A 24,601-nucleotide genomic window follows, 5' to 3' on the forward strand; every position below is an offset into this window, starting at 1 on the left:
AAACTTTTTCATCAGTGATATTCCTGAATGATAAAAAGACTATATGTCAAAGAAAAAATAAAAATGTGAAATAAAAAAAAGGATTAGAACAATTTGTCCAGAAAATACTGGTGCACCCTTGAATCAGGAGTCAGTTCAGGATGGAAAGCCAGTGCCAGGACATTTTCCTGCTCTGCGGCTATAATCATATCATCAATCCTTGCCAGCACAGTGACATCTTTCCCGGCTTCCACAATTCCCGGTGCCCGGATGAAAACAGCATTATACGGACTGTCGAGGAATGGAAGTTCGAGCTCTGTTTCGAAAGAATCACGCTGTCTTCCGAATGCATTTCTATTCACTCTTGTGTCCATCAGACCAAGCAGATGCTGGTGTGTCTTTGCTACCTGTTCATCACCCTTTTTCGCAAGCAATATGAGACCTGCACAGGTGCCCATAATGGGTTTTCCGGCATCCTTCATATCCTGTATCTCTTCTGCAATGCCCTCACGTATCAGCAGTTTTCCAAGGGTTGTGCTTTCTCCTCCCGGAAGAATGAGTGCATCACATTCCGGAACAATGCCCTTATGTTTGATTGTGACTACCTCGGCCACCAGCCTGCGCTCATCAAGCGCTCTTTTGAGGGCATCAACATGTTCTGAAACGTCACCCTGAATAGCAATAACACCTATGCGCATTAAAACACCGTTTTATAAAAAAAGAAGTAAGGATGGAAACCTAAGACTTACCATCCACGTGTCTGTAAAGCCTGCTCTTCCGGAATAGTATCAACACTGATACCCTTCATGCCTGAACCGATACCCTTTGATATATCAGCAAGGACTTCAGGATTATCATAGTTGTTCACGGCCTCAACGATAGCCTTTGCCATCTTCTCGGGATTCTCTGCCTTGAATATTCCGGATCCGACAAAAACACCATCAGCACCCAGGCGCATCATAAGAGCTGCATCGGCAGGTGTTGCAACGCCACCAGCTGCGAAGTTAACTACCGGAAGTCTCTGAAGGTTTGCAGTTTCGATAACAAGCTCTATCGGAGCTTCAATCTCACGTGCAACAGCAATCATCTCTTCCTTTGTCATACCTTTGAGTGCACGGACCTCACCCATGATCTGTTTCATGTGCTTAACTGCCTCGCTCACATCACCGGTTCCTGCTTCACCCTTAGTACGTATCATTGCAGCACCTTCGTTAATCCTGCGTAAGGCTTCTCCGAGGTTTCTTGCACCACATACGAATGGAACAGTGAACTCAGTCTTGTCAATGTGATACTTATTATCAGCAGGTGTCAGTACTTCAGACTCATCAACCATGTCAGCACCAAGAGACTGGAGGATTTCCGCCTCTACGAAGTGACCGATACGTGCCTTAGCCATTACGGGAATAGTAACAGTGTCAATGATCTCTGCTACCATCTGTGGGTCAGCCATCCGGGCAACACCACCAGCTTTTCTGATATCAGCAGGGACAGCCTGAAGTGCCATGACAGCAACAGCTCCGGCTTCTTCTGCAATGCGTGCCTGTTCAGGGTTTGTGACATCCATGATCACGCCACCCTTTTGCATCTTTGCAAAACCACGCTTTATAAGTTCAGTACCATGTCTCAATTTTTCGAGTTCCATAATATCATCCTGATAATTACTCAACAATTATTCTGAATCGCTTTCCAGATTGTAGACTATTAAATAAGGTTTATGCTTAAAAGCATTTACATCATTGTTCATCAGCTCTTATTCTCGCAACTCCGACCACCTTATCACCGGTACGCACATCCATTATCTTGACTCCCTGGGTGTTACGTCCCTGAACACGTATATCCCTCACAGGAATACGGATGATAATACCCTCTGAGCTGGTCAGCATTATCTCATCATCAGCTTTTACGGACTTAACATTGATGACCGGACCGTTGCGTAGACTGGTTACGATAGTGATTACTCCCTGTCCACCTCTGCGCATGGTTCGGTATTCCCCGAACTCAGTCCTTTTTCCAAAGCCGTTCTCCGTTACCGTAAGAAGTGATGCAGCTTCATCCACAATATCAAGGCTGACAACGGCATCATGTGCCTCAAGCTTCATTCCCCGAACTCCGCGTGCACCACGACCCATTGGACGCACGTCATTCTCAGAGAACCTTATGGCCTTACCGTGCCTTGAAACAAGCACGATATCCTTTGAGCCGTCTGTCAGTGTGACATTCAGAAGTGCATCATCATCATCCAGTTTCAGGGCAATTATGCCGCCCTTCCTCGGGTTGCTGAAGTCCGAAAGCTGACTCTTCTTAACAGTACCCATACGGGTTGCCATGAAAAGATAGCTGTCCTCTACGAATTTGCTCACGGGTATCATTGCAGTGACGAATTCACCCTCCCCTAATTCGAGGAGATTAACTATCGCCTTGCCACGAGACTGCCTGCTGCCTTCGGGTATTCCGTACACCTTCTGCCAGTGCACTCTTCCCCTGTTAGTAAAGAACAGAATATAATTGTGTGTTGATGCTACGAAGATATCGGTAACAAAATCCTCGTCCTTGGTATCCATGCCAATGACACCTTTACCACCCCTATGCTGCTTGGAATAGGTATCCACAGGAAGACGCTTTATGTAACCGCTGTTGGTAATGGTCACAACCACATCTTCATCAGGGATGAGATCCTCATCTTCCAGCTCTTCGACAGTTCCATTGATCAGGGTCCTTCTTGCATCACCGAACCGTTCTTTAAGGTCATTGAGTTCGGATACGATAATTGCATACTTCTTTTCATCACTGGCAAGGATTTCCTTCAGATCAGCAATGAGTTTCATGAGATCATTGTACTCGTCATCAATCTTCTGCCTTTCAAGTCCTGTCAGCTTTTGCAAACGCATGTCAAGGATAGCTTTTGCCTGTATCTCATCAAGACCGAATTTCTCTATAAGTCCATTACGAGCTGTTTCCACATCCTTTGAAGACCTGATCAGGGATATTACTTCATCCAGGTGATCAAGAGCGATCTTCAAACCTCTTAAAATGTGAGCCCTTTCCTCAGCTTTATTAAGCTGGAACTGAGTACGTTTCTGGATAACATCAATCCGGTGCTCAAGATATATCTGCAAAATTTCTTTCAGGCCCAGCTCCCTTGGAATGTCATCCACCAAAGCAAGGTTAATGATACCGAAGGTCGTCTGCATTTGAGTATGCTTGTAGAGCTGGTTGAGCACTACATTAGGATTTGTACTACGGGTAAGCTCCACCATGATACGAATACCATCGCGGTCAGATTCATCACGCAGATCGGAAATACCTACAATTTTTTTGTCTCGTACCAGTGAAGCTATATCCTCTATGAGTTTGGACTTGTTAACCTGATAGGGAAGCTCGGTGACAATTATAGCATATTTGTCTTTTTTGATCTCCTCGATCTCTGCCACAGCTCTGATCCTTACTTTTCCACGACCAGTTTCATAGGCTGACTTTATTCCCTGAGTGCCAAGTATGATACCGGCGGTAGGGAAATCAGGTCCTTTGACCGCTGTCATCAATTGAGGAATTGTCACTTCGGAATCATCAATAAGCATTAAAGTTGCATCAATGACCTCTGTAAGGTTATGAGGTGCCATATTGGTTGCCATACCAACAGCAATACCTGTAGAGCCGTTGATGAGTAGATTTGGCAATTTTGCCGGCAGCACAGTTGGTTCTTCCAGCGAACCATCATAATTAGGTCTGGTAGACACCGTATTCTTATCAAGATCGATTAGAATCTCATCTGCAATCTTATCCATGCGCGTTTCAGTATAACGCATGGCTGCTGCGGAATCACCATCAATTGAGCCGAAGTTACCCTGGCCGTCAATAAGCGGATAACGCAGGGAAAAATCCTGCACCATTCTCACAAGCGAATCATAGACTGCACTATCACCATGTGGGTGATATTTACCGAGAACGTCTCCCACTACACGGGCAGACTTCTTGTAAGCCTTGTCATGAGTTATGCCTGCCTCTTTCATTGCATAGAGAATCCTGCGATGAACAGGCTTAAGGCCATCCTTTGCATCTGGCAAGGCACGGCTCACAATAACACTCATCGCATAATCCATGAAGGAGCTCTTCATCTCATCTTCAATGAGAACAGGAAGTATTCTTTCACCTGTGTCCGTAGGCTGGATGTCAAAGGAGACTTCATCTTCAGGGTTATCCGGAGAGTCTTTGTCCTGAATATTTTCATTATCAATATTATCTGCCATTTTTGTTCACCTCACAAGTCCAGATTTGTGACATCCTTTGCATGTGTCGTGATGAAATGCTTACGTGGGGCCACATCATCTCCCATTAGAATGGAGAACATCTCATCTGCAGCTACTGCATCTTCCATAGTTACCTGTAGCAGTGTTCTGGTATCCGGATCCATAGTAGTCTCCCAGAGTTGTTCAGGATTCATCTCACCAAGACCCTTGTAACGCTGGATAGAAACACCCTTCTCACCAATTTCTTTCAGTTTGGTATCTTTTTCCCTGTCGGAATAAACGTAATGTTCTATCTTGCCTTTCTTCAGGCGATACAGCGGAGGCTGTGCTATATAGACATAACCGGCATCTATCAATGGCTTCATGTGCCTGAAGAAGAAAGTAAGAATAAGAGTTCGTATATGAGCTCCGTCTACATCCGCATCAGTCATTATTATGACTTTGTGATAGCGGGCTTTTTCAAGATTGTATTCATCACCGATTCCGGTACCCATGGCAGTTATGAGAGAAAGTATTTCATTGTTCTTCAGCACCTTGGCAAGACGTGCCTTCTCAACGTTGATTATCTTACCCCTGAAAGGTAAAATTGCCTGGAACTTCCTGTCACGTCCCTGTTTTGCAGAGCCACCTGCAGAGTCTCCCTCAACTAGGTATACTTCACAGAGGGAGGGGTCCTTCTCGGAACAATCCGCAAGCTTTCCCGGTAGTGTACTAACATCAAGGGCACTCTTTCGCCGGGTAAGTTCTCTTGCCTTTTTCGCAGCTTCCCTTGCACGCTGAGCATCCAGTGCTTTCTGGAGTATAGCCGTAGCAACTTTTGGATTCTCTTCCAGGTACTCGGAAAGACCTTCGGATACCATGGATTCAACGATTCCCTTAACCTCACTGTTTCCGAGCTTTGTCTTGGTCTGCCCCTCGAACTGCGGTTCGGTCAGCTTAACACTGATGATAGATGTAAGGCCTTCACGTATATCCTCACCTGAGAGTTTGACATCACCCTTTCCCATCTTGTTCTTTTTGATGTAGTCGTTTGCAACTCTTGTCAGGGCAGCCTTAAAACCAACAAGGTGAGTACCACCTTCATGGGTGTTGATGTTATTTGCAAAGGAGTATACATACTCGGCATAACTGTCAGTGTACTGCATGGAAATCTCAACAGCAGTTCCCTCTTTCTCACGTTCAAAGTAAATGGGAGAATCATGTAGAGCATTGCGATTATGATTAAGATGTTCTACGAAAGAAACTATGCCACCCTCGTACTCAAATACTTCTTCGACTAGTTCTTCGTCCCTGTGATTTGCTATGCTTATCTTTAAACCTCGGTTGAGGAATGCAAGTTCACGCAGTCTTGTCACCAGGGTATCATAAGTAAATTTGACAGTTTCAAATATTTTAGTATCAGGCATGAACGTGGCTTTTGTTCCAGTACCATCCGTTTCACCGATCTCTAGCACTTCATCCAGAGGCTTCCCACGCTCATAGCGCTGGAAATGAATCTTTCCATCACGCTTGACCTCAACTTCCATCCACTCAGAGAGTGCGTTAACAACAGAAACACCTACACCATGCAAACCACCGGAAACCTTGTAAGTGTCCTTATCAAACTTTCCTCCTGCGTGGAGAACTGTCATTACGACCTCAAGTGCTGATTTCCTGTATTTTGAATGCATTCCCACAGGAATTCCACGACCATCGTCTTGTACCGTGATAGTTCCCTCTGGATTTATGGTCACATCTATTTGGGAACAGTACCCTGCCAGTGCCTCATCAATACTGTTGTCCACAACTTCATATACCAGATGATGCAGGCCCCTGCCATCGATACTGCCTATATACATACTGGGTCTCTTGCGAACAGCCTCGAGCCCTTCAAGGACCTGAATATTACTTGCATCATAGCCCTGTTTTTCACTCATTTAAATACCGCTCCGTGAAAAATTCATAATTACCACATAAATAAAGTCTAATCAAATATGTCTAAAATGTATACTTAGTCGTCCCTCAAAAATATAGTCTAAGAAATAATTATTTTGAATCTCTTGGTTCTTATTTTGGTCTAGAACATCTGGCTCTTCATTACGCATTCATTCTTATTAAATGTTTATATAAATTTCTTTAAAAAAGTGGAAGAATAAAACTTTTGCAGTCTTTTGCAGGTAAAAATATCCATATTTGATGCTAAACTATTTTTAAAAAAAGTTGTTTAATTATTAAAAGCAAAGATAACGTTGAATTAAATATTATTCTATTATGAGAGTGCAAAATCAGTAAAAAATTAAAAGGACAGTTACGTCCTTTATTATTTTCTCGCTGCATAATATATATTCCCAACAGGTATGCAAGTGGCAGCTATATAGACAAGGGCTCCTATGACAGGAATCTCACTCACCAGAAGCAGGACAAACATTCCCAGTGCCAGCTCGATCCATGGTTTTGATTCTTTATCCATTTTCATGAGCAAATACTTTCCAAGCCATATACCAGTGAATATCCTTGCAATGTAGAGACCTGCAAATATCAATGCCATGAGTATCAATCCAAGAGGTATGCCTATCACTGTGATAAGTAGCATGAGCGTAAGTATCATGGCTGCTATAAATATTGCAAGACCGATGAGAAATGTTTTTCCTGGTACTTCAGGAGTCTTTGAAACTATATTCTTTATCTGTTCCGGCCAGATCGCTATTCCCAGAAGACCTATCAGCACAAGTGAAAGATATCCTATGAACCATGAAATAATGGAAAATTTGCCATCGTCCTTTTCCTCATATTCTTCTAGAAGGAAGTCAGTCTCTTTTCCTACTGTTCCTGCAGGAACATCTGCACTTTGAGGGCTTCGGTATTTAAGATCGCCAGTGATGTATGCATCTGGCAGTATTACAAGCTGTCCTGTACTCAGGTCAACATTTCCACCAACTGCACCACCGAGTGTAACTTCACCACCTGAACCTGTGACATTTCCCTCCACATCTCCGAGCAGGCTTAGCTGACCTGTTGCAGATGTGAGGTCACCACCAATGGAGCCGGTATTGGATATTTTTGTGTCACCTGAAAGCGATATTAGGTCATCCTGAACGGTTCCATCGATTGTCAGTGTCCCGGCTGCAACCCTGACATCATCACCAACGTTACCTGTTATTGTAACGTCCCCGGCAGCAACTATCAGATCCTGTGTTATATTTCCCTGGACATCTACCTGTCCACCGGCAGCTATAACGTCTCCGATAACTGTTCCCCTGATGATGATATTATTGCCAGCCACTACCACATCATCTTCTATAATATCGTCTATGATTATTGTATCCCCACCTTCAATGGTAGTGAAAGCTGATGCAGGATAACTAAGCACAAAGAAAATTACAAGTAGTTCTAATAAAATCCTAAACTGTGTTCTCATATTAAACTCCCCTTTTAATATTCTGCCCCAAATATGCATTGTATCTAATGGATTAAATGCTTAATTGGGAGTTATTGCTTTCAATGAACAAAAAGGAATCTGGCGATTTTCCAGTCCTTTGTTGAAAAAACACTTATGTACTTTCACCCAAGATTAGTCCTGAACAGGATGAACAGATCAGACTTATTCACTGAACTCCAAAAAAAAGCCAGATACATCTCCAACGATGACCTGAGCCTTGCACGGGCTGCCATAATGGAAGCTGCAGAGAACATTCCTGAACCTTACAAGACGATCTATTCATCTGATTATTTCATTTTCCTTTACGAGAGTTTTCTCAGATTGAAAAGACATGAGCAGATTCAGACTGAAGAAGAAATTGATGCAATGGACTACAGTTCTCTTCTGGATAGCATAAAGGACAAAAACGTTTCTCCAGACAAAAAAAGAGAGGCTTTAACAAGACTCACCAGTCTTGTGCTTGCATATCTGGTCTTCATAGTGAAAGAGCCACTGCATCCTGTAGGAATGCTTTTCCCGGGAGGCGCGAAGATAACTCAGAAAGAACTGGATTGTTATTGTCCGGTCAAGGATAAGCAAGCAGAGACCAATATCTCATTCTGTGAGTTCTGTATCTGTAAGGACAGTTCTGAATTGGGATGAGTGGACAGAATGATTAACTGGAAAAACGGTTGCAGATTGTCAATTTCATGAGAAACATCACGGCTTTTAATTATCGGTATGAAGGAAAAAAGTTTAGCACTTTATTCTTTTTATCTTTTCGGACCGTGCCGGCTTCGCCGGAGCCCTCCGGGATGTTCTTAGCTATTCATGACTTCTGATCAATAAAGTTTGTTGTTCCCTTGTCTTGTGTTTCTGATAGTTCTACAAAAGGTCATTGACAAAAAAACAGTGCAAACATCCGCCGTAGGCGGCACGTACCTTCGCTTCCATTCTGAGGACTATTTAAATAGTTCAGTTATTGAAAAATGCTGAGTTCAAAGTTTCAATTAGAAGGATTCTGCAGAGATGTTTGCTAAAAATGAAAAATAGAAAATAGTGCCTGAACCTCAAGTTCAGGCTTCAAATGAAAGTGCTTTTGTCGGACATGCGGTTATACATCTTCCACATTTTATGCAGTCCGGTTTGCGTTCGTTGGCATGAACTTCAAGTTGCATAGGGCATGATTTGTCACACTTTTTACAGCTGACACATTTCGAGTTATCCATTTGAAGCTGATATCTGGTGCCACCGATTAGGTTCTGTACTGTTCCCATAGGACAGAAAGTACACCAGGTACGGGGGCTTATAGAAATTCCGGCTACAATTGCGATGGAAGTTGTCATAAGACACATGATTACGAACACCATGCCTATCTGATTGATGACACCTTCAGTTGAGAGCAGCCTGTAGCCCATAAATCCCATCATCATTGCAAAGAGAGGTATTCTGATCCAGAAACTCCTGAGGAAGCCAGGTATTTTTTTGTTCCTGGTGATTTTGCCTATCCAGAAGTCATTGAAACTGCCTCTGGGGCAGAGGTTTCCACAGAACCATCTTCCCCTGAAGATACTGGTTATCATGAGAGTTGCAAAGACCACTAGCAGGAAATATCCCAGCAGAGGGAACCAGAGTCCTGCGATAGATACTATTATTACGAGTATACCAAGATGAGGAGTGATTTTTAGCATTATTTCACCCATTATAAATGATGTTTTTAATTTGATTAGTTGAAATTGGTATGTGAAACCCTGTTAGTTTCACTGGTTTTCTTCAGCCCAGGCCTGCAATTCACTGTCTACGCGCTTTACCCAGCTGTTTACTATTTCCATAATAAGCTCGCGAATTTCCTTTTTGCTACGTATCTTGTAGACGAAGAAATATCCGCCTCCGTCCATATTGTTCTGGGAGCGTATGAGGATGTTGCGTTCGTATAGCTTCTTCACGCTTCTCTGAACCGTGGAAAGATTCAGTCCCAGTTCATCGGCAATATGCTCGGTATTGAGCCAGTTCTGTCCAAACTGCAGGAAATGTTTGAGTACCTGTAGATCTGCTTTTGTAAGGTTCAGGCCGCATTTTATTACAGCTTCGATTTCAAATTCCTTGCAGGCGAAGTCGATCATATGACACCTCCATTTTTCAACAGTACTGTATTAAAACGGCAGTATATATAAATGATTTCAAGTACTGCTCATAACTGTAAAAAAACAGAAGTACTAAAAAAAAAGTCGAATGGAAAATTACCTGTATCCGCCTATCAGCCTGTTAATTTCATCACTGCCGATGATGCCCAGTATTTTCATGTCTCCGTCAACAACAGGAAGTGCGGAAATGTTATGTTCTTCCATTTTCTTTGCAGCACTTTCAATATCCTCATTCCCTTTTGCTGTGAGGACATTCTTTGTCATTATTCCACTGAGTGTCTTGCATTTCAACGCCACTGCCTTGGATATATCCCATGAGGTAACAATACCCATCAGTTCATTGGTTTCATTAACCACAGGCAGGTGGGTTATTCCTTTTTCAAACATCACCCTTGCAGTTTCTTCAATGCTGATACCCTGCTTTATTGACACGATATCAGTTTTCATCACATCAGAAACAATAGTGTGTGAAAGGAAATTACCTATCAGGTAACCTAATTGTCCGGATTCGAGCAGAAATGCATCATGTCCGTAATTTGATTCAATCTCCCTGTATGTTGCTTCTTTGTCATTGGCACTTAGTGCAGCTACGATTTCCCTGGACTGGTACGGAGGATACAACCAATCGGAACTGACTGCAATGACAAGAAATTTTGCTTTAACGTCCTTCAGTCCTTCCTTCAGGGAACCGTTCCTGGATAGGTCAAAGTAGTCAAGGGCCTTGGTGATATAAAGATAGGAGTTGGCATCAAACCTCTTGGTAAATGACTGGCCCTGATAATGAAGATAACTCTCGACCTCGAAGTCGAAATCAATATTGAAATCGTAATTCTCCTTGTCCTGCAATCTCCTGCCAAATTTCTCCTGCATAGAATCATCGCTAAGATAGGTGATATGCCCTATCATTCTTGCAAGAGCCAGTCCATGGGTTGGAGAATTTCCCGTGTAATAGTCTCCTTTGTTCCAGTCAGGATCGGATGCGATGGCTATCCTGGCAACTTCATTAAAAGCTATCTGCTGAGGGGAAGAGCGGGATGTAGTTGCAATGGCAATTGCCTTGGATACGGATTCCGGGTAGGATGTAGTCCATTGAAGTACCTGTACTCCTCCCATTGAACCACCGATCACGGCAAAAAGTTTCTGGATGCCAAGATGGTTTACGAGTTCCTTCTGTGCCCTTACAATGTCCCCTATGGTTATTACCGGGAACTCAAGGCCATAAGGATTGCCGGTTTCCGGGTTTATGGAAGACGGGCCTGTTGAACCCTTACACCCTCCCAGTATGTTGGAGCAGATCACAAAAAATTTCCCGGTATCAAGTGCTTTTCCAGGGCCTATGAGCGTGTCCCACCACCCGGGTTTCTTATCACCGGAATGCCATCCGGCAGCATGTGCATCCCCTGTGAGTGCATGGCAGACAAGGATAGCATTGCTCTTGTCTGCGTTCAGGTTGCCATAGGTCTCGTATGCCAGATGCACATCCCGGAGCTTCTCACCATTTTCCAGCACAAGTTCATCAGGCAAGTTGAAATCCTTAGTTTCAACAATGCCTACGTTCTCTTTTTTCATAGTCCCTGCGACCTTTTCAACGCCTGGTCAATATCTGCAATTATATCCTCAACATCTTCAAGCCCGACAGACATTCTGATAAAATCATCGGTAACACCTGTGGATTTTCTTTCTTCCACTGTTAGCTGCTGGTGGGTCGTGGATGCGGGGTGTATGACAAGTGTCTTCGCATCACCGATATTTGCAAGATGTGAGAGCAGTTTCACGTTGTCGATGAACTTCCTGCCTGCTTCAAGACCTCCTTTTATTCCAAATCCAAGGATGGCCCCATATTTACCATGGAGATATTTGTTGGCAAGTTCGTGGCTTGGATGATTCTCAAGTCCCGGATAATTGACCCATTCCACAAGAGGATGAACGTTGAGGAATCTTGCAACTTCGAGTGCATTCTTGCTGTGTCTTTCTACTCTTAAGAGCAATGTCTCAAGTCCCTGTAGGAACTGGAAGGCATTAAAGGGGCTCATTGCAGGTCCGAGGTCGCGGAGCAGATGAACTCTCATCTTGATTATGAAGGCAATGTTTCCAAGTTCCGGGAAATCTCCAAAGGTTTCCCAGTATTTGAGTCCGTGGTAGCTGGGATCTGGTTCTGTGAACTGGGGATACTTGCCGTTGTCCCATTTGAAATTTCCGGAATCTACGATGATACCGCCAATGGAAGTGCCATGTCCTCCCAGGAATTTGGTTGCCGAAAGTACAACAATATCCGCACCATAATCAATTGGTCGTGTGATTCCAATACCTACGGTGTTGTCCACTATGAGCGGAATGCCTGCCTCATGTGCTATCTTTGCAAGCTCCTCCAGGTTGGCCACATCCAGCTTAGGATTACCTATGATTTCTGTGTAGATTGCTTTTGTTTTCTCGTTAATCACTTTTTTGAACTCTTCAGGTTTAGTAGAGTCTACAAACCTTACTTTACGTCCGAGGTCTGGGAATGTATTATTGAATAGCTGGTATGTCCCACCATAGAGGTTGTCAGCGGAAACAATTTCGTCACCCAGCCTGGTAACTCCAAGAGTTGCAAGGGTTATTGCAGACATGCCGGATGAAACAGCTAATGCCCCAACACCGCCCTCAATGGCAGCAACTCTCTTCTCAAGGACATCGGTAGTTGGGTTCATAAGCCTTGTGTAGATGTTACCGAATTCCTTCAAACCAAACAGATTGGCTGCATGGTCTGAATCCTTGAAGGTGTAGGATGCGGTCTGGTAGATCGGTACTGCACGGGAACCTGTTGTAGGGTCCGGTATCTGTCCGGCATGCAGAGCAAGGGTATTGAATCCATATTGTTTCGCGTCCATGTTGTTTCCTCTTGTATTCTCTCATGCACAACTTTGTTGTGATATTAGCTAATGGTCGTCGTTTTATATAAAACATTGCATAATCTGTACGTTTATTATAACCATTGGTTATTTTAATGGGGGTTTTGTGGTTTAGATTTTGTTTTTTAGTACTCCTTATAAAAAAATCCACGCTTCTAAATTGAATAAAGAATAAAAACAGCCAGAAGCTATGAATTAAAATAATGGTATGATACAATTTTCTTTTATGAAGCAAAGGAATTAAGCTAGCAGCGTTTCCATAAATGCGTCTTCCCTGACTTTTGGACTTTTAAGTATCTTTGCAGTTGAATTCAGCTTTTGTACAAGTTTCTTAACAGCAGTTATATGTTCCTTTGTATCAAGTTCTATCTTATTGATGCATACTATTTCTGCGCCTTCTACCTGTTTTTTTGAATACTCTATAAGTTGGTCTGTTTTTATTTCAAATTCAGTTGAATTGATAAGCACTATACTTGGAAGCAGTTCAGTATTTGGAAGTGCCATTCTTTCAATGTCTGCTTTTAGTTTATGTGGAAGCACAGTTTCTTCAGTTTCAATGAAAATCGTATCCGGACTGAATTCTTCCTGTAGTATCAGTAAGTTACTTCTGATGTCCGTATCAAGGGAGCAAGGGATACAAACACTGTTGACTTCCTTTGTCTTAATTCCCAGTCCATCAAGCGTTTTTTCATCATAGTCCACTTCCCCGGTTTCCTGTACAATAACTCCTATTTTCTCTCCCTTTGAATTCAGGTATTTAGCGAGATCAAGGATCATTGTTGTCTTTCCACTATCTGTTGCTCCGCCTATGATGCCTACTTTCATATTGTGAACTCCTTATGCCATCTGAAAACTTAAAAACTGTCAATTGATATTCTCTTACTGTTGCTATATATCGGTAGCTCTTTCCTTTGGATAAACAGGGATTCGAAAAATGAATTTGCTACCCTTCCCTGATTCACCTTCCACCCATATATTTCCACTTTGCATTTTCAGGTATTCTTTGACAAGTGCGAGTCCAAGACCTGCTCCTCCGTATTTTTTGGTGTTGGAGCTATCCACCTGTATAAAGGAATTGAAGATCCGTTCTCTATCTTCTTCTGCAATTCCAATGCCGGTGTCTTCTACGGATACTTCAATTTCTTCATTTTCGACCTTTACATTAACGGTAACGGTTCCTTTTTCAGGTGTGAACTTCAAAGCATTTTCTACCAGATTATAGAGTATTTCTTTAAACTTATCAACATCTGCAGTTATTTCAGTGGTACTTTCGTCAATGTTGACATTGATATTTATCTTCTTTTTTGTGGCCAGTAGTTTTGTACTTCTAATTACTTCCTCAACGTACTCAGCCGGCTCAAAAGCTGAAAATTTGAGTCCCATCCCTTCAGCTTCGATCTGTGCCAGGTCCAGTACATTATTAATTAGATTAAGTAGTTTGTATCCGGCATCATTGATGATCTGCAGGTATTTCTTCTGTTTATCGTCAAGTTCTTTGATGTTTTGGTCTATCAGAACATCTGAGTATCCTATAACTGAATTAAGGGGAGTTCTTAACTCGTGGTTCATGTTAGTCAGAAGACCATTTTTACAGCGGTTTGCCTCTTCAGCAGCTATTCTCGCCAGCAGCATCTGTTCTTCAGTTTTCTTCCTTTCAGTAATATCAACAAGAGTGCCTATGGCTCTATGGCTACCTCTGTTTCCATTGAATGTGGCTCCTTTGGCCAGTATCCATCTCCATTTCCCTGAGCCTGAAAGCATACGTATCTCAAAAGTGAAAGTTTTCTCTTCTTTTATAGAGCTTATAATTTCTGGCAATATGTTCTTCCGGTCTTCCGGATGCAGTAATTTACCCCATATCTCAGGTGACATTGGAAACTCTTGATCTTCATAGCCGAGCACATTATATGAATTCGGACTGAAATAAAACTCATTAAGGTCAAGCTCCCATTCCCAAAAACCATGTTCTGAGACCATCATTGCAAGTTTAAGTCTGTCCTCACTTTCTTTTAAAGCTTCTTCTGCGAGAATTCTCTTGGTTATGTCCCTTGCGTTTCCATGAAAGCCAATGGGAATTCCATCAGTACTGTGTAGTATTTTACCTGTGATCTCGATGGGTACGTTATCTCCGTTTTTATTAAGCATTTCTGCCTGAAAGGTCAGTTCGGTAACATCTGGTGAACTTTCCATTCCGATTTTTGCGTGATCCATTATTTTCATGAAATTCTTTTCGTCACAATGGTCACTTAGTTTCGAGCCGATCCATTCTTCCGGCAGAAAACCAAGTATGGAATAAATCGCAGGATTCACATAAGTGAAAGCCATGTTCATGTCCATTAACCATATGCAATCAAGGGTATTTTCAGCGAGGAGGCGATACTTTTCCTCGCTTTCCTTTAACGCTTCTTGTGATCTCTTTATTTTAGTAATATCTACAAGAGAGCCCATGTAGGCAATTGAGTTGCCTGAAGCATCTTTAATTGTCGTTGTAGATACCCATACAGGAAAAATAGTTCCATCTTTTCTCAGGGCATTTCGTTCACTTTTGAATCCCTTATCTTTTATTATTTCTAATATTTCGCTTCTTTTGTATTTAGTATCAAAGAACTCCTCAACATTCTTTCCAACTACCTCGGCCTTGTTTTCATATCCCCAGATTTTTAAGGCAGTTTCGTTCGCATAGCTTATCCTGCCGTCCAGCTCCAAAAGTGCAATACCATCAACATTGCATTCTATGGCCTGGTCTTTTATTCGAAGCTCTTCTTCTGCCTTTACTCGTTTAGTAATGTCAAGCGTGTACCCTACCATCCCTGAAGCCTGTCCGGTTATATCTTTAATCAGCCAGAGGTATAAAGAACCAATGAATGATTCTCCACTCTTACGTTTCAAACTGACCTGCGTCTGATGATATCCATTTAAAAGAAGCGGTTCTATTATATCCTTGTTCAGAATGTCAAGATAAGTATCATGGTAAAGCAGGGATATATGCTGACCCAAAGCTTCTTCTGAAGTAAAACCAAAGGTTCTTTTAGCCCCCTTGTTCCAGCTTGTTATAATTCCTTCCATGTCAGTCGAAATAATTGAATAAGGAGATTGCTCAATTATTTTCGACATAAATTCCAGAGATTCAGTTGCCTGCTTATTTTCAAGGAGCACACTTTTTTTCTTTATGGCTTCTTTTATGGCACTGGGCAGTCTACTGATACGCTCTTTTAGTACGTAATCAGTTGCTCCTGCTTTTATGCTATCCACGGCAATTTCTTCATTTATGAATCCCGTTAGAATTATGAACGGAACAGTGTTATCATATGTAAGCGAGTATTCAAGTGCCCGCATCCCATCAAATTCAGGAAGTAAATAATCAGAAATTATGATGTCCGGTTCAAATTCATATAAACCTTGTAAGAATTCAGTTTCGTTCTGTGCTAAGTATGTCTCAAATCGGATTCCATAATCCTTTATTTTCCTCTTAGCTAATTCCAGATCTTCAGGCATGTCTTCAACAAACAATATCTTCAATACCTGATTTTCTGTCATTTGATTCCCCATTTCAACCAAATTTTTTAGAAACTATAAAGTCAAAACCCTTTCAAAGCCACCACTTTCAATTTGGAGTTTGACATCAATCTCAAATTGCTAAATTACTGTCTAATTGATTACGTAATTGTTACTAAAAACATTATTTGACTTAATAACTAATAAACATAGGTGTCAATAGTTATAAATTCAACATAAAAACAAAAAATGTACGGCTATATCAAGATTAACCCTTTGGTGAAGAGGGTCAATTTGTAGTATGACCCCCCCTAATTTCAATGTAAAATGCACAACATTATGCATCACTTTCCTGTTGTTGCAGTTTCTTCATTTCTTTTATCTCTTTTATTCTCCTTAGTATAACTTCTCCAAGGAAAATAATAAGAGCTGCAAGCAGGAAGTATATCTTCTGACTTACATTGTCACGTACAAGTTTTTCAGATTTACCCTGTGCTTCTTCGAACAAATTAGCCCTTGCTTCATTTGGAGAAAAGGTATTTCCTCCATATGCTTTGATAAGTGCGGGAAGGTCCTCGTTCAGTCCCACATCACGGTATTCAAGTGCATAGTTCACTGCCACCGGATATCCAGAAAGGTCATGGAGACCAATTGGACTGGGGTCGATAACGGCTTCATATACATTATTCCCTGTGAGTGAGAGGTCAAGTGCATCGCCGTCCAGCTTCAGGGTGGGAATACCTTCATCATACATTGTCAGTTCGATTGTAACTGGTGTACCATACCATGTGTCTGGTGCATCTACAACAGCTCCGGTCTCTTCCCTTGGATTACCGATTGCCCAGTTCACAGTTGAGGACATCAGCTTTGAATTGTTATCCGAGTACAACTGTGTGGCCCACATATTATCTCCTCCCTGTCCGTTATCGGTTGACAAGGCAGCAACTCTTCCAAGCCCGTATCTCCATGTGGTCAGTACCGGTTTTCCGGTGCTTGTAATAATAAGCCTGTCAGCTCCGGCTTTTGGAGTGACATCATTGTACCCTGTGATACTGCCATTTATTTCGATGTTTCTGGTGATGAAATGTTTGGTATTGTATTTGACCAGAGGAAAAACTCCGACATCCAGATTATCAGGGCTTTCAGATGATGTGTCACTTTCATCAAAATAAATATCATCTACAAGCTGTCCTTTTTCAAGATAAATTGTTTTTCCTTCAACATTCTCCATTAATAAATCTGCATAATAATTACTTTTGTCATCTTTAAGGTATGATTGTCCCGGGTCGCCGGAATTGATTTTTATAAAGTAAAAGCTAATTCCCTTGTCATGTATTTTTTTAGCAACTTGCAACGTTTCATCATATGTCTGTCCGAAGGCACCATCTGATAGTATTATAATATCCAGTTTTCCTTCTTCTCCTTCAAGCCAGCTATCAGCTACATTTAATCCTTCATGCAAAAGAGTAGCACCACTACCGCCGCCAGCTATCAGGTTTTTGAGCTCTTCTTCAAGTTTCTGTGCATTTGATTGAGTTCCAAGATAAACCAGTCCATTGGATATGTCAGTACCTTTACCACCAAAAGTTACAACTCCTGCATACGAATCCTTGAAGTTTTTATTATTTAGGATTAAAATGGCATTTGATATAATATAGTCATAAGTTTCATAATCGACTGAGCTATGTGAATTGTCAAGCAGCAAGACTATATTTCTGCCACCACTCCAATCCGTAGGTTTTGAGAGCACTGGTAATATCTCTTCTATAGGGGAATCGAGATAATCTCCATAATTATAGGCGCGTTCTCCTCCTACCACGACAATACCTCTTCCTTCATTGAGATAATCTTTCAGCTCTTCGACCTCGGATTTAGTGAATGTGTTTGCATGAGTGTTATCGAGGATTATTGCCTTCTTATCGTCGATATTATCAAGTTCTCCGGAAGTTGATACATCATAGAGATTTAACAATATGTCTGCAAGCGGAGAATTGGTTTCAAGACCTATGGCGCGAATAGTAGGTTTCGGGACAACATATACAGATTTATAATATTGATTGTTGATCGTGTCAACGTCAAAGCCGGAAGGTATGATAATAGCCTTTAATGTGTGTGCACCTGGTTTGTCGAATATCACCTTTGTCACAGGTATACTTTTCTCACGGGTGGTTTGTATAATCGGTCCGCTCCTTTCCAGATTGTCATCAATATAGAGTTCATAGCTATACGTTATTTCCTGTTCCATTGCCTGAGATACAACGATATTGAACTGGTTCTCGTTCCTGAGAATTATGGTCTTATCGCCTTCTATCTGAACGGTCAGGTCATTCTCTTCCAATTCTGGTTGGACATAGTAAACAGTAGTGCCAGTTTCCTTTGCAAATTGCAGTGCATCTTCCAGTTCTTCGCCTGTGTTACTGTTACCGTCAGTGACCAGTACTATCTGGTTATCTCCGGTGGAATACTGCATAACGGTATCTCCAAGTGCAGTATTATCTCCTGTGAGTCGAACAATTGATGCAGATGTCCTGGCGCTTAGAGCTTCATATAGCTTAGCTGCCGTACCGTTTTCGAATAATTCCATGCTGGCAGTTTCATCCGAGATTATCACAAGGTCTGGATTGTCATCTGTCGTTACTCTTGGTACGAGTGTAAAAGGTGATGCAAGAGCAACTATGAGCAGTGTGGCAACAACTATACGTGAAATAATAAGTCCTTTCTTTGTTCCTTTTTTCAGGAGATAGAAACCTGCAATAAGGGCAGGGATAATCAGCCAGAGCATCTCCGGATTCTCAAGCCTGACCATCAGAGCTCACCTCTTTTTCTTATTATAAGGAGTTCAAGTACAACAAGGATAAAAACAATGATTATCATATAAATGTCCAGATAGTTCTTTGCAGTATAGGAGCTGGAACGCACTATTTCAGGTCCTTCCTGTACCTGTGAGCGTTCTATAACGTCTTCTTCAATAGTAGTGTCAGATTCCCTGTCATTATACAGGTTAACAGCGATTTCCTTTCCTGCTACCTGATAGGTGCCGGTCTCATCATAAAGGACACGGCTAACGGTTTGGGTACCATTTGGAGTTTGAATATCCTGTTCTTTCGCCAGTGCTGAGATGGTTCCTGTCTTTAGATTATAATCCTGTACACTGCCGGTTCCTCCAAGCCATCCTGCCAGCTTGAACCAGAACACCGGATACTCCGGTTTATTATAGAAATTATTCCAGGCGTCTTCGCCTGTGATATCATTAATGCCAAGATACACAACAGTTCCATCCCCTACAGAATCGTATGCTAGCAGAGGTATATTGTCGTCAGTAGCTACAAGAGTGGTGGAATCGATCCTTGAGCTGACATTAAGGAAGCGATACATAGCAACTTCCTCGTATTTTATATCCTCGCTAAGTCGCGTTTCCTGAACAACTTCAAGGGTTACACCATAATCTGAATCTTCTATGGAAGCAGGTATTACCGGAAGAATTTCCTGCAATTCAATTTTAGCATTTTGAGATGAAAGTGCTTCACTGGCAATGAAAACAGCTCTTCCTCCACCACTGAGATAATTATCAAGGGTTGCTATTTCATTACTTGCGAGTGGCCTTTCCTTATTGGCAATTACTACCATGCTGTATTTGGACAGGTCTTCAGGCACGCCTTCAATCTGGTTGAGCTTAATGTTCGGTATCAACGATAGTGCTACCTGTGAGGGAAGATTATCGACATCTGTTACAAAGAGTAGCTGTCTGTCAGATATTCTCGGTATGGATATGTAGGCAGTGTTATCGGCCATGAGGCTGTCATCATCTGCTATTGCCACTTCTGTAATACCTGTTCCAAGATTTGTTAGCTGGAATTGTTTTGTGGAGTGTGCAGGGATATTAAGTGAAACATCATTGCTTTTGCCATTGTCAAGATTCTTTATCTCAAGATCAACGACCTGCCTGCTGTTCATATAATTCTTAACAACACCCGTATAGGTATAACTATTATCTACAGCCTCAATGCTACCCTGAATGAACCCTATATTATCAGTTTCTCTGCCAACAAGGACAAACTGCACAGTAAGCCCGTATGATTCTGCCAGATTCATGGCATTGACCGGGTCATCACCATTCCAGTTAGTAAAATCGGATACTACGACAATATTGCCTCCCTCATCAGAGAGCAATCTCATGCCAGCTGAAATGGCACTTGAAAGGTCTGCAACAGTTGCTTTTGCTTTAAGCGTGTCAAGCGTGTCATAGGTTGCCTGCGAACTTTCACTTTCAAGTATTGTAACAGGAGTGCTCTGTGCAAGTATGATGCTGTTCTTCTTGCTCACGTAACCTTCAGCTTTTGATATTGCCTCGCTGAACCTGTTGTCAGTCTGCATGCTTGCGGAAGAGTCTATTATGATGACTGTGTGTTCTCCGCTCAGGGGTTCCTGTGTCTCTATAAATGGTGCTGCCGCTGCCAGGGCAAGCAATATCAACACAAGCAACTGGATCAGGAAAAGAGGGTCCTTGATAAGTTTGGTAATGGAAGTGTAGAAACGTTTTTTCTCTTCCTGTACCTTCATCAAGAACATCAGTGAAGGAACCATCACCTGCAATGGTTTCGGGCGAAGCAGGTAAAGAATTATCAGGGGAATTACGCTTAAAAGGGCGATAAGTGCAAGAGGAGTCTCAAAGGGCATTACCATCTCCTCCTGCTGATAGTGTTAAGGAATGCATCGAAGATCGGTATGTCGGATGTGAACGTGTAGAACTCGGCTCCAACCTTGCCACAGTTATCCTTGATCTGGTTTATGTGGCTTGTGAGTTTTTCCTGATACTCAGTTTTCAGGTCTTCACTTATATATGTGTCAAGCTTAACTCCAGATTCAAGGTCTACAAGTCGACTATGGCCATGAATAGTAAGGGCGCTCTCTGTTCTGTCAAGCACCTGTACAAGGATAAGGTCGTGATATGAAAAACGATTGATAGCAGACTCTATTGCTGTGAAGTCATCAAGAAAATCAGAGATAATTATGATAAGGGATCTTGATTTGATGGCTTTTCCGTACAGGATCGTACATTCATCAATAGCTGTTTTTCCACCAGCTTTAGCTGTTTCGAGCCGCTCGATAGCACGTAACAGGTATTTTCTTCCTCTCCTGGGTTTTGTAATGTCCACATTCTCTGCAAATGTTGATATCGCAAACTTGTCATTATCCTTTGTTACCAGGTATGCAAAGCCTGCCGCAAGCATAGTAGCGTATTCAAACTTGGTGGTATCTTCACTTGCATAGTCCATACTATTGCTGGCATCCAGTAAAATGTGGGTAGTAAGGGATTTGTCCTCTTCGAACTGGCGTACGTAGAGTTTTTCTGATCTTGCATAGGCCTTCCAGTCTATGGATTTGAGTTCATCACCCTGATTGTACTCCCTGTAACCGACCGTATCAAGTCCCCTGCCACTATGGATTGATCGCCTGCTGCCGGCATATGCGGTAGATACCTTTTTCCTTACCATGAAGGTAAAGCGGTCAAGCTGCCTGAAGAAATCGACGTCGATGGTATGTTTTTTATTGTTCATTGCCTGCTTCTCGGATTAACCTGTTCCGTTCTGGCCGCTTACTTACTTCGTTTTCTCAAGGATATTCCTGATTACCTGATCCGTGGTGATTCCCTTCCTCTCGGATTCGAAGGTAAGTATCATCCTGTGTCTTAAGACCGGATAGGCCATTGCATCGATATCCTCGTTGCTGACAAAGTTCCTTCCCTTGATTAGTGCCCGTGCCTTTGCGGCAAGAATCAGGCCGATAGATGCCCTGGGAGATGCACCGTACTCAATGAACTCGTTTTTGATACGTGTGGTCATGACTATCTTAATAGCGCGGTTCTTGATATCATCTGCAACAGGCATGTCTCTTGTAAGCCTCTGCAGGTCTAGAAGTGTGTTCTTGTTGACTACCTTGCCAACAGTAGGCATCACAGAGCGGGTATAGCGGTTCACGATCTCTATTTCGTCTTCGTATTTGGGATAGTCTACGAGTATCTTGAGCAGGAACCTGTCAAGTTGTGCCTCAGGAAGCGGGAAGGTACCTTCCATCTCAATCGGATTCTGTGTTGCAAGAATAAAGAATGGCTGTTCAAGCAGGAAAGTATCATTTCCTACGGTAATCTGCTTTTCCTGCATGGCCTCAAGCAGGGCAGACTGTGTTTTTGGTGATGCACGGTTGATCTCATCGGCAAGCACGATATTTGCAAAAATGGGTCCGGGCTCGAACTTGAACTGCTTGTGTCCGTCGCTTTCTTCTATGATGTGGGTTCCCGTGATATCTGCAGGCATAAGGTCAGGAGTACATTGTATCCTGCTGAAGTTTAAGTCCATTGCCTTTGATATCGTAGAAATAGTCAGGGTCTTTCCAAGTCCCGGATTACTCTCTACAAGTGCATGTCCGTTGCAAAGTACTGCTATGACTATCTGTTCTACCGTATCGTCCTGGCCGACAACTACCTTTCCAATCTCATTAAAAAGAGTAGCAAACATATCTCCCGCAACTTTGTATGTCTGCGTAATATCCCTCGAATTCAGGTCACTAGCCATTTGTTCTCTCCTTTATCTTAGTCCTATGAATGTAAATTATAAATGTAATGTTCAGTTTTTAGCCATCTCTTCAAAATAAGATTTGATAACACTTTCATATCCTTCAGGAAGCTCTTCATAATATGCCTGGGATGAAATGATGCTTATTTCGTAGGGTGATGACTGGTCAAAGTCCTCATCAGCTTCTTCTGCTTCTTGCTGGTTTGAGAAACCTGTTCCTGTTCCAGGTGGAAGTGTCAGGTCGACTTCAGTTCCCTCTACAACAATGATTGCAGTCTCTCCGGTCAGGTTTTCATTACCAGAATCACCAGTGTCACTGGTCTGGTCGTCGATATCATAAAGGTCGTCAGGTGTGTTGTCATCATCTGGCAGAAGCCCCGCATCTTCCAGAAGTTTTTCAAAATCATCCGGACCAACACCTGTACGAATGTCATTCGACATGATGATACCAAGTGTTGAAGCAGAGATAAGTATCAGCACCAAGCCTAGTGTAAGCCGTCTTCTTCTTAGAAAAGCTGAAGACTGAACTTTTGAAATGCCTGAGGATACTATATTTAACAGGTCCTTCACTATTATGTTGTCAGTATCCCTGTTATCGTATGCAGTACGTAGTTTTTCCTGCAGGTTTGGATACTTTTCTTCTACTACTAGTAAAATACCGGTCCTGTCATCACGTCTGTGTATCAGGAAGGTCAATATCAAAGCCAGAAATGCGGAAATAAATGCCAGTGCGACAGTTTCAAATGCAATGCTTATACCTGCGAAATCGTAACTTGTTCCTGCCCTTACTTCAAAAGTACTCATCATGGCAAATGCTTTATCCATACTTAACAGGAACAGCAGGGTAAAAAGCACCAGTGAAATTGTCAGGAAATCTATTAGCTTATAGGCCCTGCGGTATTTTTTTAGGGCAGCTTCCTGTTTTTTTACGAAATCCCTGATATCCATGGTGGCACCGTTTATTTTATTCAGTAGATAATGATTATTTGTTCATCTAATTGGATTCACAATAAGAATCAAATTTAGGATATGATCCAAGTATTTTTAACATTGCTACGTTGGACTTTATATTAAACATTGCATGTTTTATAATAGTATCGTTTATATTTCCCTCAAAATCAATATAGAAAACATAGTCACCAAGTACTTTTTTAGAAGGTCTCGATTCAATCCTTGTCAAATTGATATCGTACCTGGCAAATTCACCCAGTATGGCATAAAGAGCACCCGGGCGGTCACGGTCAAGATAGACTATTATAGATGTTTTATACAGGCCATCTTGCTTTTGTTCATCTGAATATTTTTTAACATTTTCAGGAACATTATTTGTCGTAATTATTACAAAACGGGTATGATTGTGCTTCCTGTCCTGAATATTTGGCATGACAATATTAAGGTCATACATGTCAGCAGTTTCAGGTGATGCAATAGCTGCCATCTCTTCAAATTCAGTGGCAAGTTTTGCTGCATGAGATGTACTTCCTGTGGTTCTCAGCTCAACGGCAGGAAATTGATCTTTCAAAAATTGGCGACATTGTCCCAGACCCTGTGGATGTGAAAGTATAATCCTGATATCTTCTTTTTTACCTCTGGACAGCAGGCAGTGTTCTATAGTGACTATCGCCTCACCAATAATATGTACACCATGCTCAAGAAGCAGGTCAAGTGTAACTCCTACGGAACCTTCAATAGAATTTTCCAGAGGCACTACTCCGATATCACATGCTTCGCTTTCCAGAAGAATGAATACATCCTGTATATCTGCACAATATTCCAGAATATGCTCTTCATTGCTACTGTTCTCTTGTATCCACTGTTTTGCAGCTTTTTCGGTATAGGTTCCTTTAGGACCAAGTACGCCAATTATCATTATGTT

Annotated in this window: 18 protein-coding genes; 1 reads left to right on the forward strand and 17 read right to left on the reverse strand. The window is 42.0% G+C overall.

Going from position 1 to position 24,601, the window contains the following annotated elements:
• Positions 1-83: 83 nt before the first annotated feature.
• The 5 genes from pdxT to V7O67_RS08235 form a co-directional block, all read right to left on the reverse strand.
• Positions 84-677 carry a pyridoxal 5'-phosphate synthase glutaminase subunit PdxT gene (gene pdxT, locus V7O67_RS08215; RefSeq protein WP_406657000.1) on the reverse strand — a complete coding sequence of 198 codons (594 nt, stop codon included), beginning with the start codon at positions 675-677 and terminating at the stop codon, positions 84-86.
• Positions 678-724: 47 nt separating this feature from the next.
• Positions 725-1,621 (reverse strand): pyridoxal 5'-phosphate synthase lyase subunit PdxS, encoded by an 897-nt coding sequence (pdxS, locus tag V7O67_RS08220; RefSeq protein ID WP_406656999.1) that lies wholly within the window; start codon positions 1,619-1,621, stop codon positions 725-727.
• Positions 1,622-1,712: 91 nt separating this feature from the next.
• Positions 1,713-4,226, reverse strand: a complete 2,514-nt coding sequence (gene gyrA, locus V7O67_RS08225; protein ID WP_406669838.1) for a DNA gyrase subunit A — start codon at positions 4,224-4,226, stop codon at positions 1,713-1,715.
• An 11-nt stretch (positions 4,227-4,237) separates the two neighbouring features.
• Positions 4,238-6,142 carry a DNA topoisomerase (ATP-hydrolyzing) subunit B gene (gene gyrB / locus V7O67_RS08230; protein WP_406669839.1) on the reverse strand — a complete coding sequence of 635 codons (1,905 nt, stop codon included), beginning with the start codon at positions 6,140-6,142 and terminating at the stop codon, positions 4,238-4,240.
• A 383-nt stretch (positions 6,143-6,525) separates the two neighbouring features.
• The gene (locus V7O67_RS08235) at positions 6,526-7,623 is read right to left on the reverse strand and encodes a hypothetical protein (RefSeq protein ID WP_342305330.1); all 1,098 of its coding nucleotides are present in this window, start codon (positions 7,621-7,623) and stop codon (positions 6,526-6,528) included.
• Between the two features lie 168 nt (positions 7,624-7,791).
• Here V7O67_RS08235 and V7O67_RS08240 point away from each other — a divergent pair, with 168 nt between their 5' ends.
• Positions 7,792-8,286 carry a DUF2115 family protein gene (locus tag V7O67_RS08240; RefSeq protein WP_342305329.1) on the forward strand — a complete coding sequence of 165 codons (495 nt, stop codon included), beginning with the start codon at positions 7,792-7,794 and terminating at the stop codon, positions 8,284-8,286.
• A gap of 413 nt (positions 8,287-8,699) precedes the next feature.
• On the opposite strand, the gene V7O67_RS08245 is transcribed toward V7O67_RS08240, so the two are convergent.
• The 12 genes from V7O67_RS08245 to pheA form a co-directional block, all read right to left on the reverse strand.
• Positions 8,700-9,314, reverse strand: a complete 615-nt coding sequence (locus V7O67_RS08245) for a 4Fe-4S binding protein (RefSeq protein WP_406669840.1) — start codon at positions 9,312-9,314, stop codon at positions 8,700-8,702.
• A gap of 69 nt (positions 9,315-9,383) precedes the next feature.
• Complete coding sequence (locus V7O67_RS08250; protein ID WP_406669841.1) at positions 9,384-9,746, reverse strand: MarR family transcriptional regulator; 363 nt, start codon at positions 9,744-9,746, stop codon at positions 9,384-9,386.
• A gap of 117 nt (positions 9,747-9,863) precedes the next feature.
• A complete protein-coding gene (locus tag V7O67_RS08255; RefSeq protein WP_406669842.1) occupies positions 9,864-11,336 on the reverse strand; it encodes a homoserine O-acetyltransferase in 1,473 nt (490 codons plus the stop codon).
• Positions 11,333-12,637, reverse strand: a complete 1,305-nt coding sequence (locus V7O67_RS08260) for an O-acetylhomoserine aminocarboxypropyltransferase/cysteine synthase family protein (protein WP_406669843.1) — start codon at positions 12,635-12,637, stop codon at positions 11,333-11,335. The genes V7O67_RS08255 and V7O67_RS08260 overlap by 4 nt, the downstream gene beginning before the upstream one ends.
• Positions 12,638-12,898: 261 nt before the next feature.
• Positions 12,899-13,483: a GTP-binding protein gene (locus V7O67_RS08265; RefSeq protein ID WP_342305323.1), complete on the reverse strand. Its 585-nt coding sequence runs from the start codon at positions 13,481-13,483 to the stop codon at positions 12,899-12,901.
• 63 nt (positions 13,484-13,546) lie between these two features.
• Entirely contained in the window at positions 13,547-16,195 is a 2,649-nt protein-coding gene (locus V7O67_RS08270; protein ID WP_342305322.1) for a PAS domain S-box protein, read from the reverse strand.
• Positions 16,196-16,490: 295 nt separating this feature from the next.
• Entirely contained in the window at positions 16,491-18,959 is a 2,469-nt protein-coding gene (locus tag V7O67_RS08275) for a VWA domain-containing protein (RefSeq protein ID WP_342305321.1), read from the reverse strand.
• Positions 18,959-20,830, reverse strand: a complete 1,872-nt coding sequence (locus V7O67_RS08280; protein ID WP_406669844.1) for a BatA domain-containing protein — start codon at positions 20,828-20,830, stop codon at positions 18,959-18,961. The genes V7O67_RS08275 and V7O67_RS08280 overlap by 1 nt, the downstream gene beginning before the upstream one ends.
• The gene (locus tag V7O67_RS08285; RefSeq protein ID WP_406669845.1) at positions 20,830-21,711 is read right to left on the reverse strand and encodes a DUF58 domain-containing protein; all 882 of its coding nucleotides are present in this window, start codon (positions 21,709-21,711) and stop codon (positions 20,830-20,832) included. The genes V7O67_RS08280 and V7O67_RS08285 overlap by 1 nt, the downstream gene beginning before the upstream one ends.
• Before the next feature lie 42 nt (positions 21,712-21,753).
• On the reverse strand, positions 21,754-22,725 hold the full coding sequence (locus tag V7O67_RS08290) for an AAA family ATPase (RefSeq protein ID WP_406657545.1): 972 nt from the start codon (positions 22,723-22,725) through the stop codon (positions 21,754-21,756).
• 51 nt (positions 22,726-22,776) lie between these two features.
• Positions 22,777-23,673: a hypothetical protein gene (locus V7O67_RS08295; protein ID WP_342305317.1), complete on the reverse strand. Its 897-nt coding sequence runs from the start codon at positions 23,671-23,673 to the stop codon at positions 22,777-22,779.
• Between the two features lie 46 nt (positions 23,674-23,719).
• Positions 23,720-24,595 carry a prephenate dehydratase gene (pheA, locus tag V7O67_RS08300; RefSeq protein ID WP_342305316.1) on the reverse strand — a complete coding sequence of 292 codons (876 nt, stop codon included), beginning with the start codon at positions 24,593-24,595 and terminating at the stop codon, positions 23,720-23,722.
• Between the last annotated feature and the right edge of the window lie 6 nt (positions 24,596-24,601).

The organism is Methanolobus sp. ZRKC4 (genome assembly GCF_045291305.1).
Lineage (GTDB): Archaea > Halobacteriota > Methanosarcinia > Methanosarcinales > Methanosarcinaceae > Methanolobus.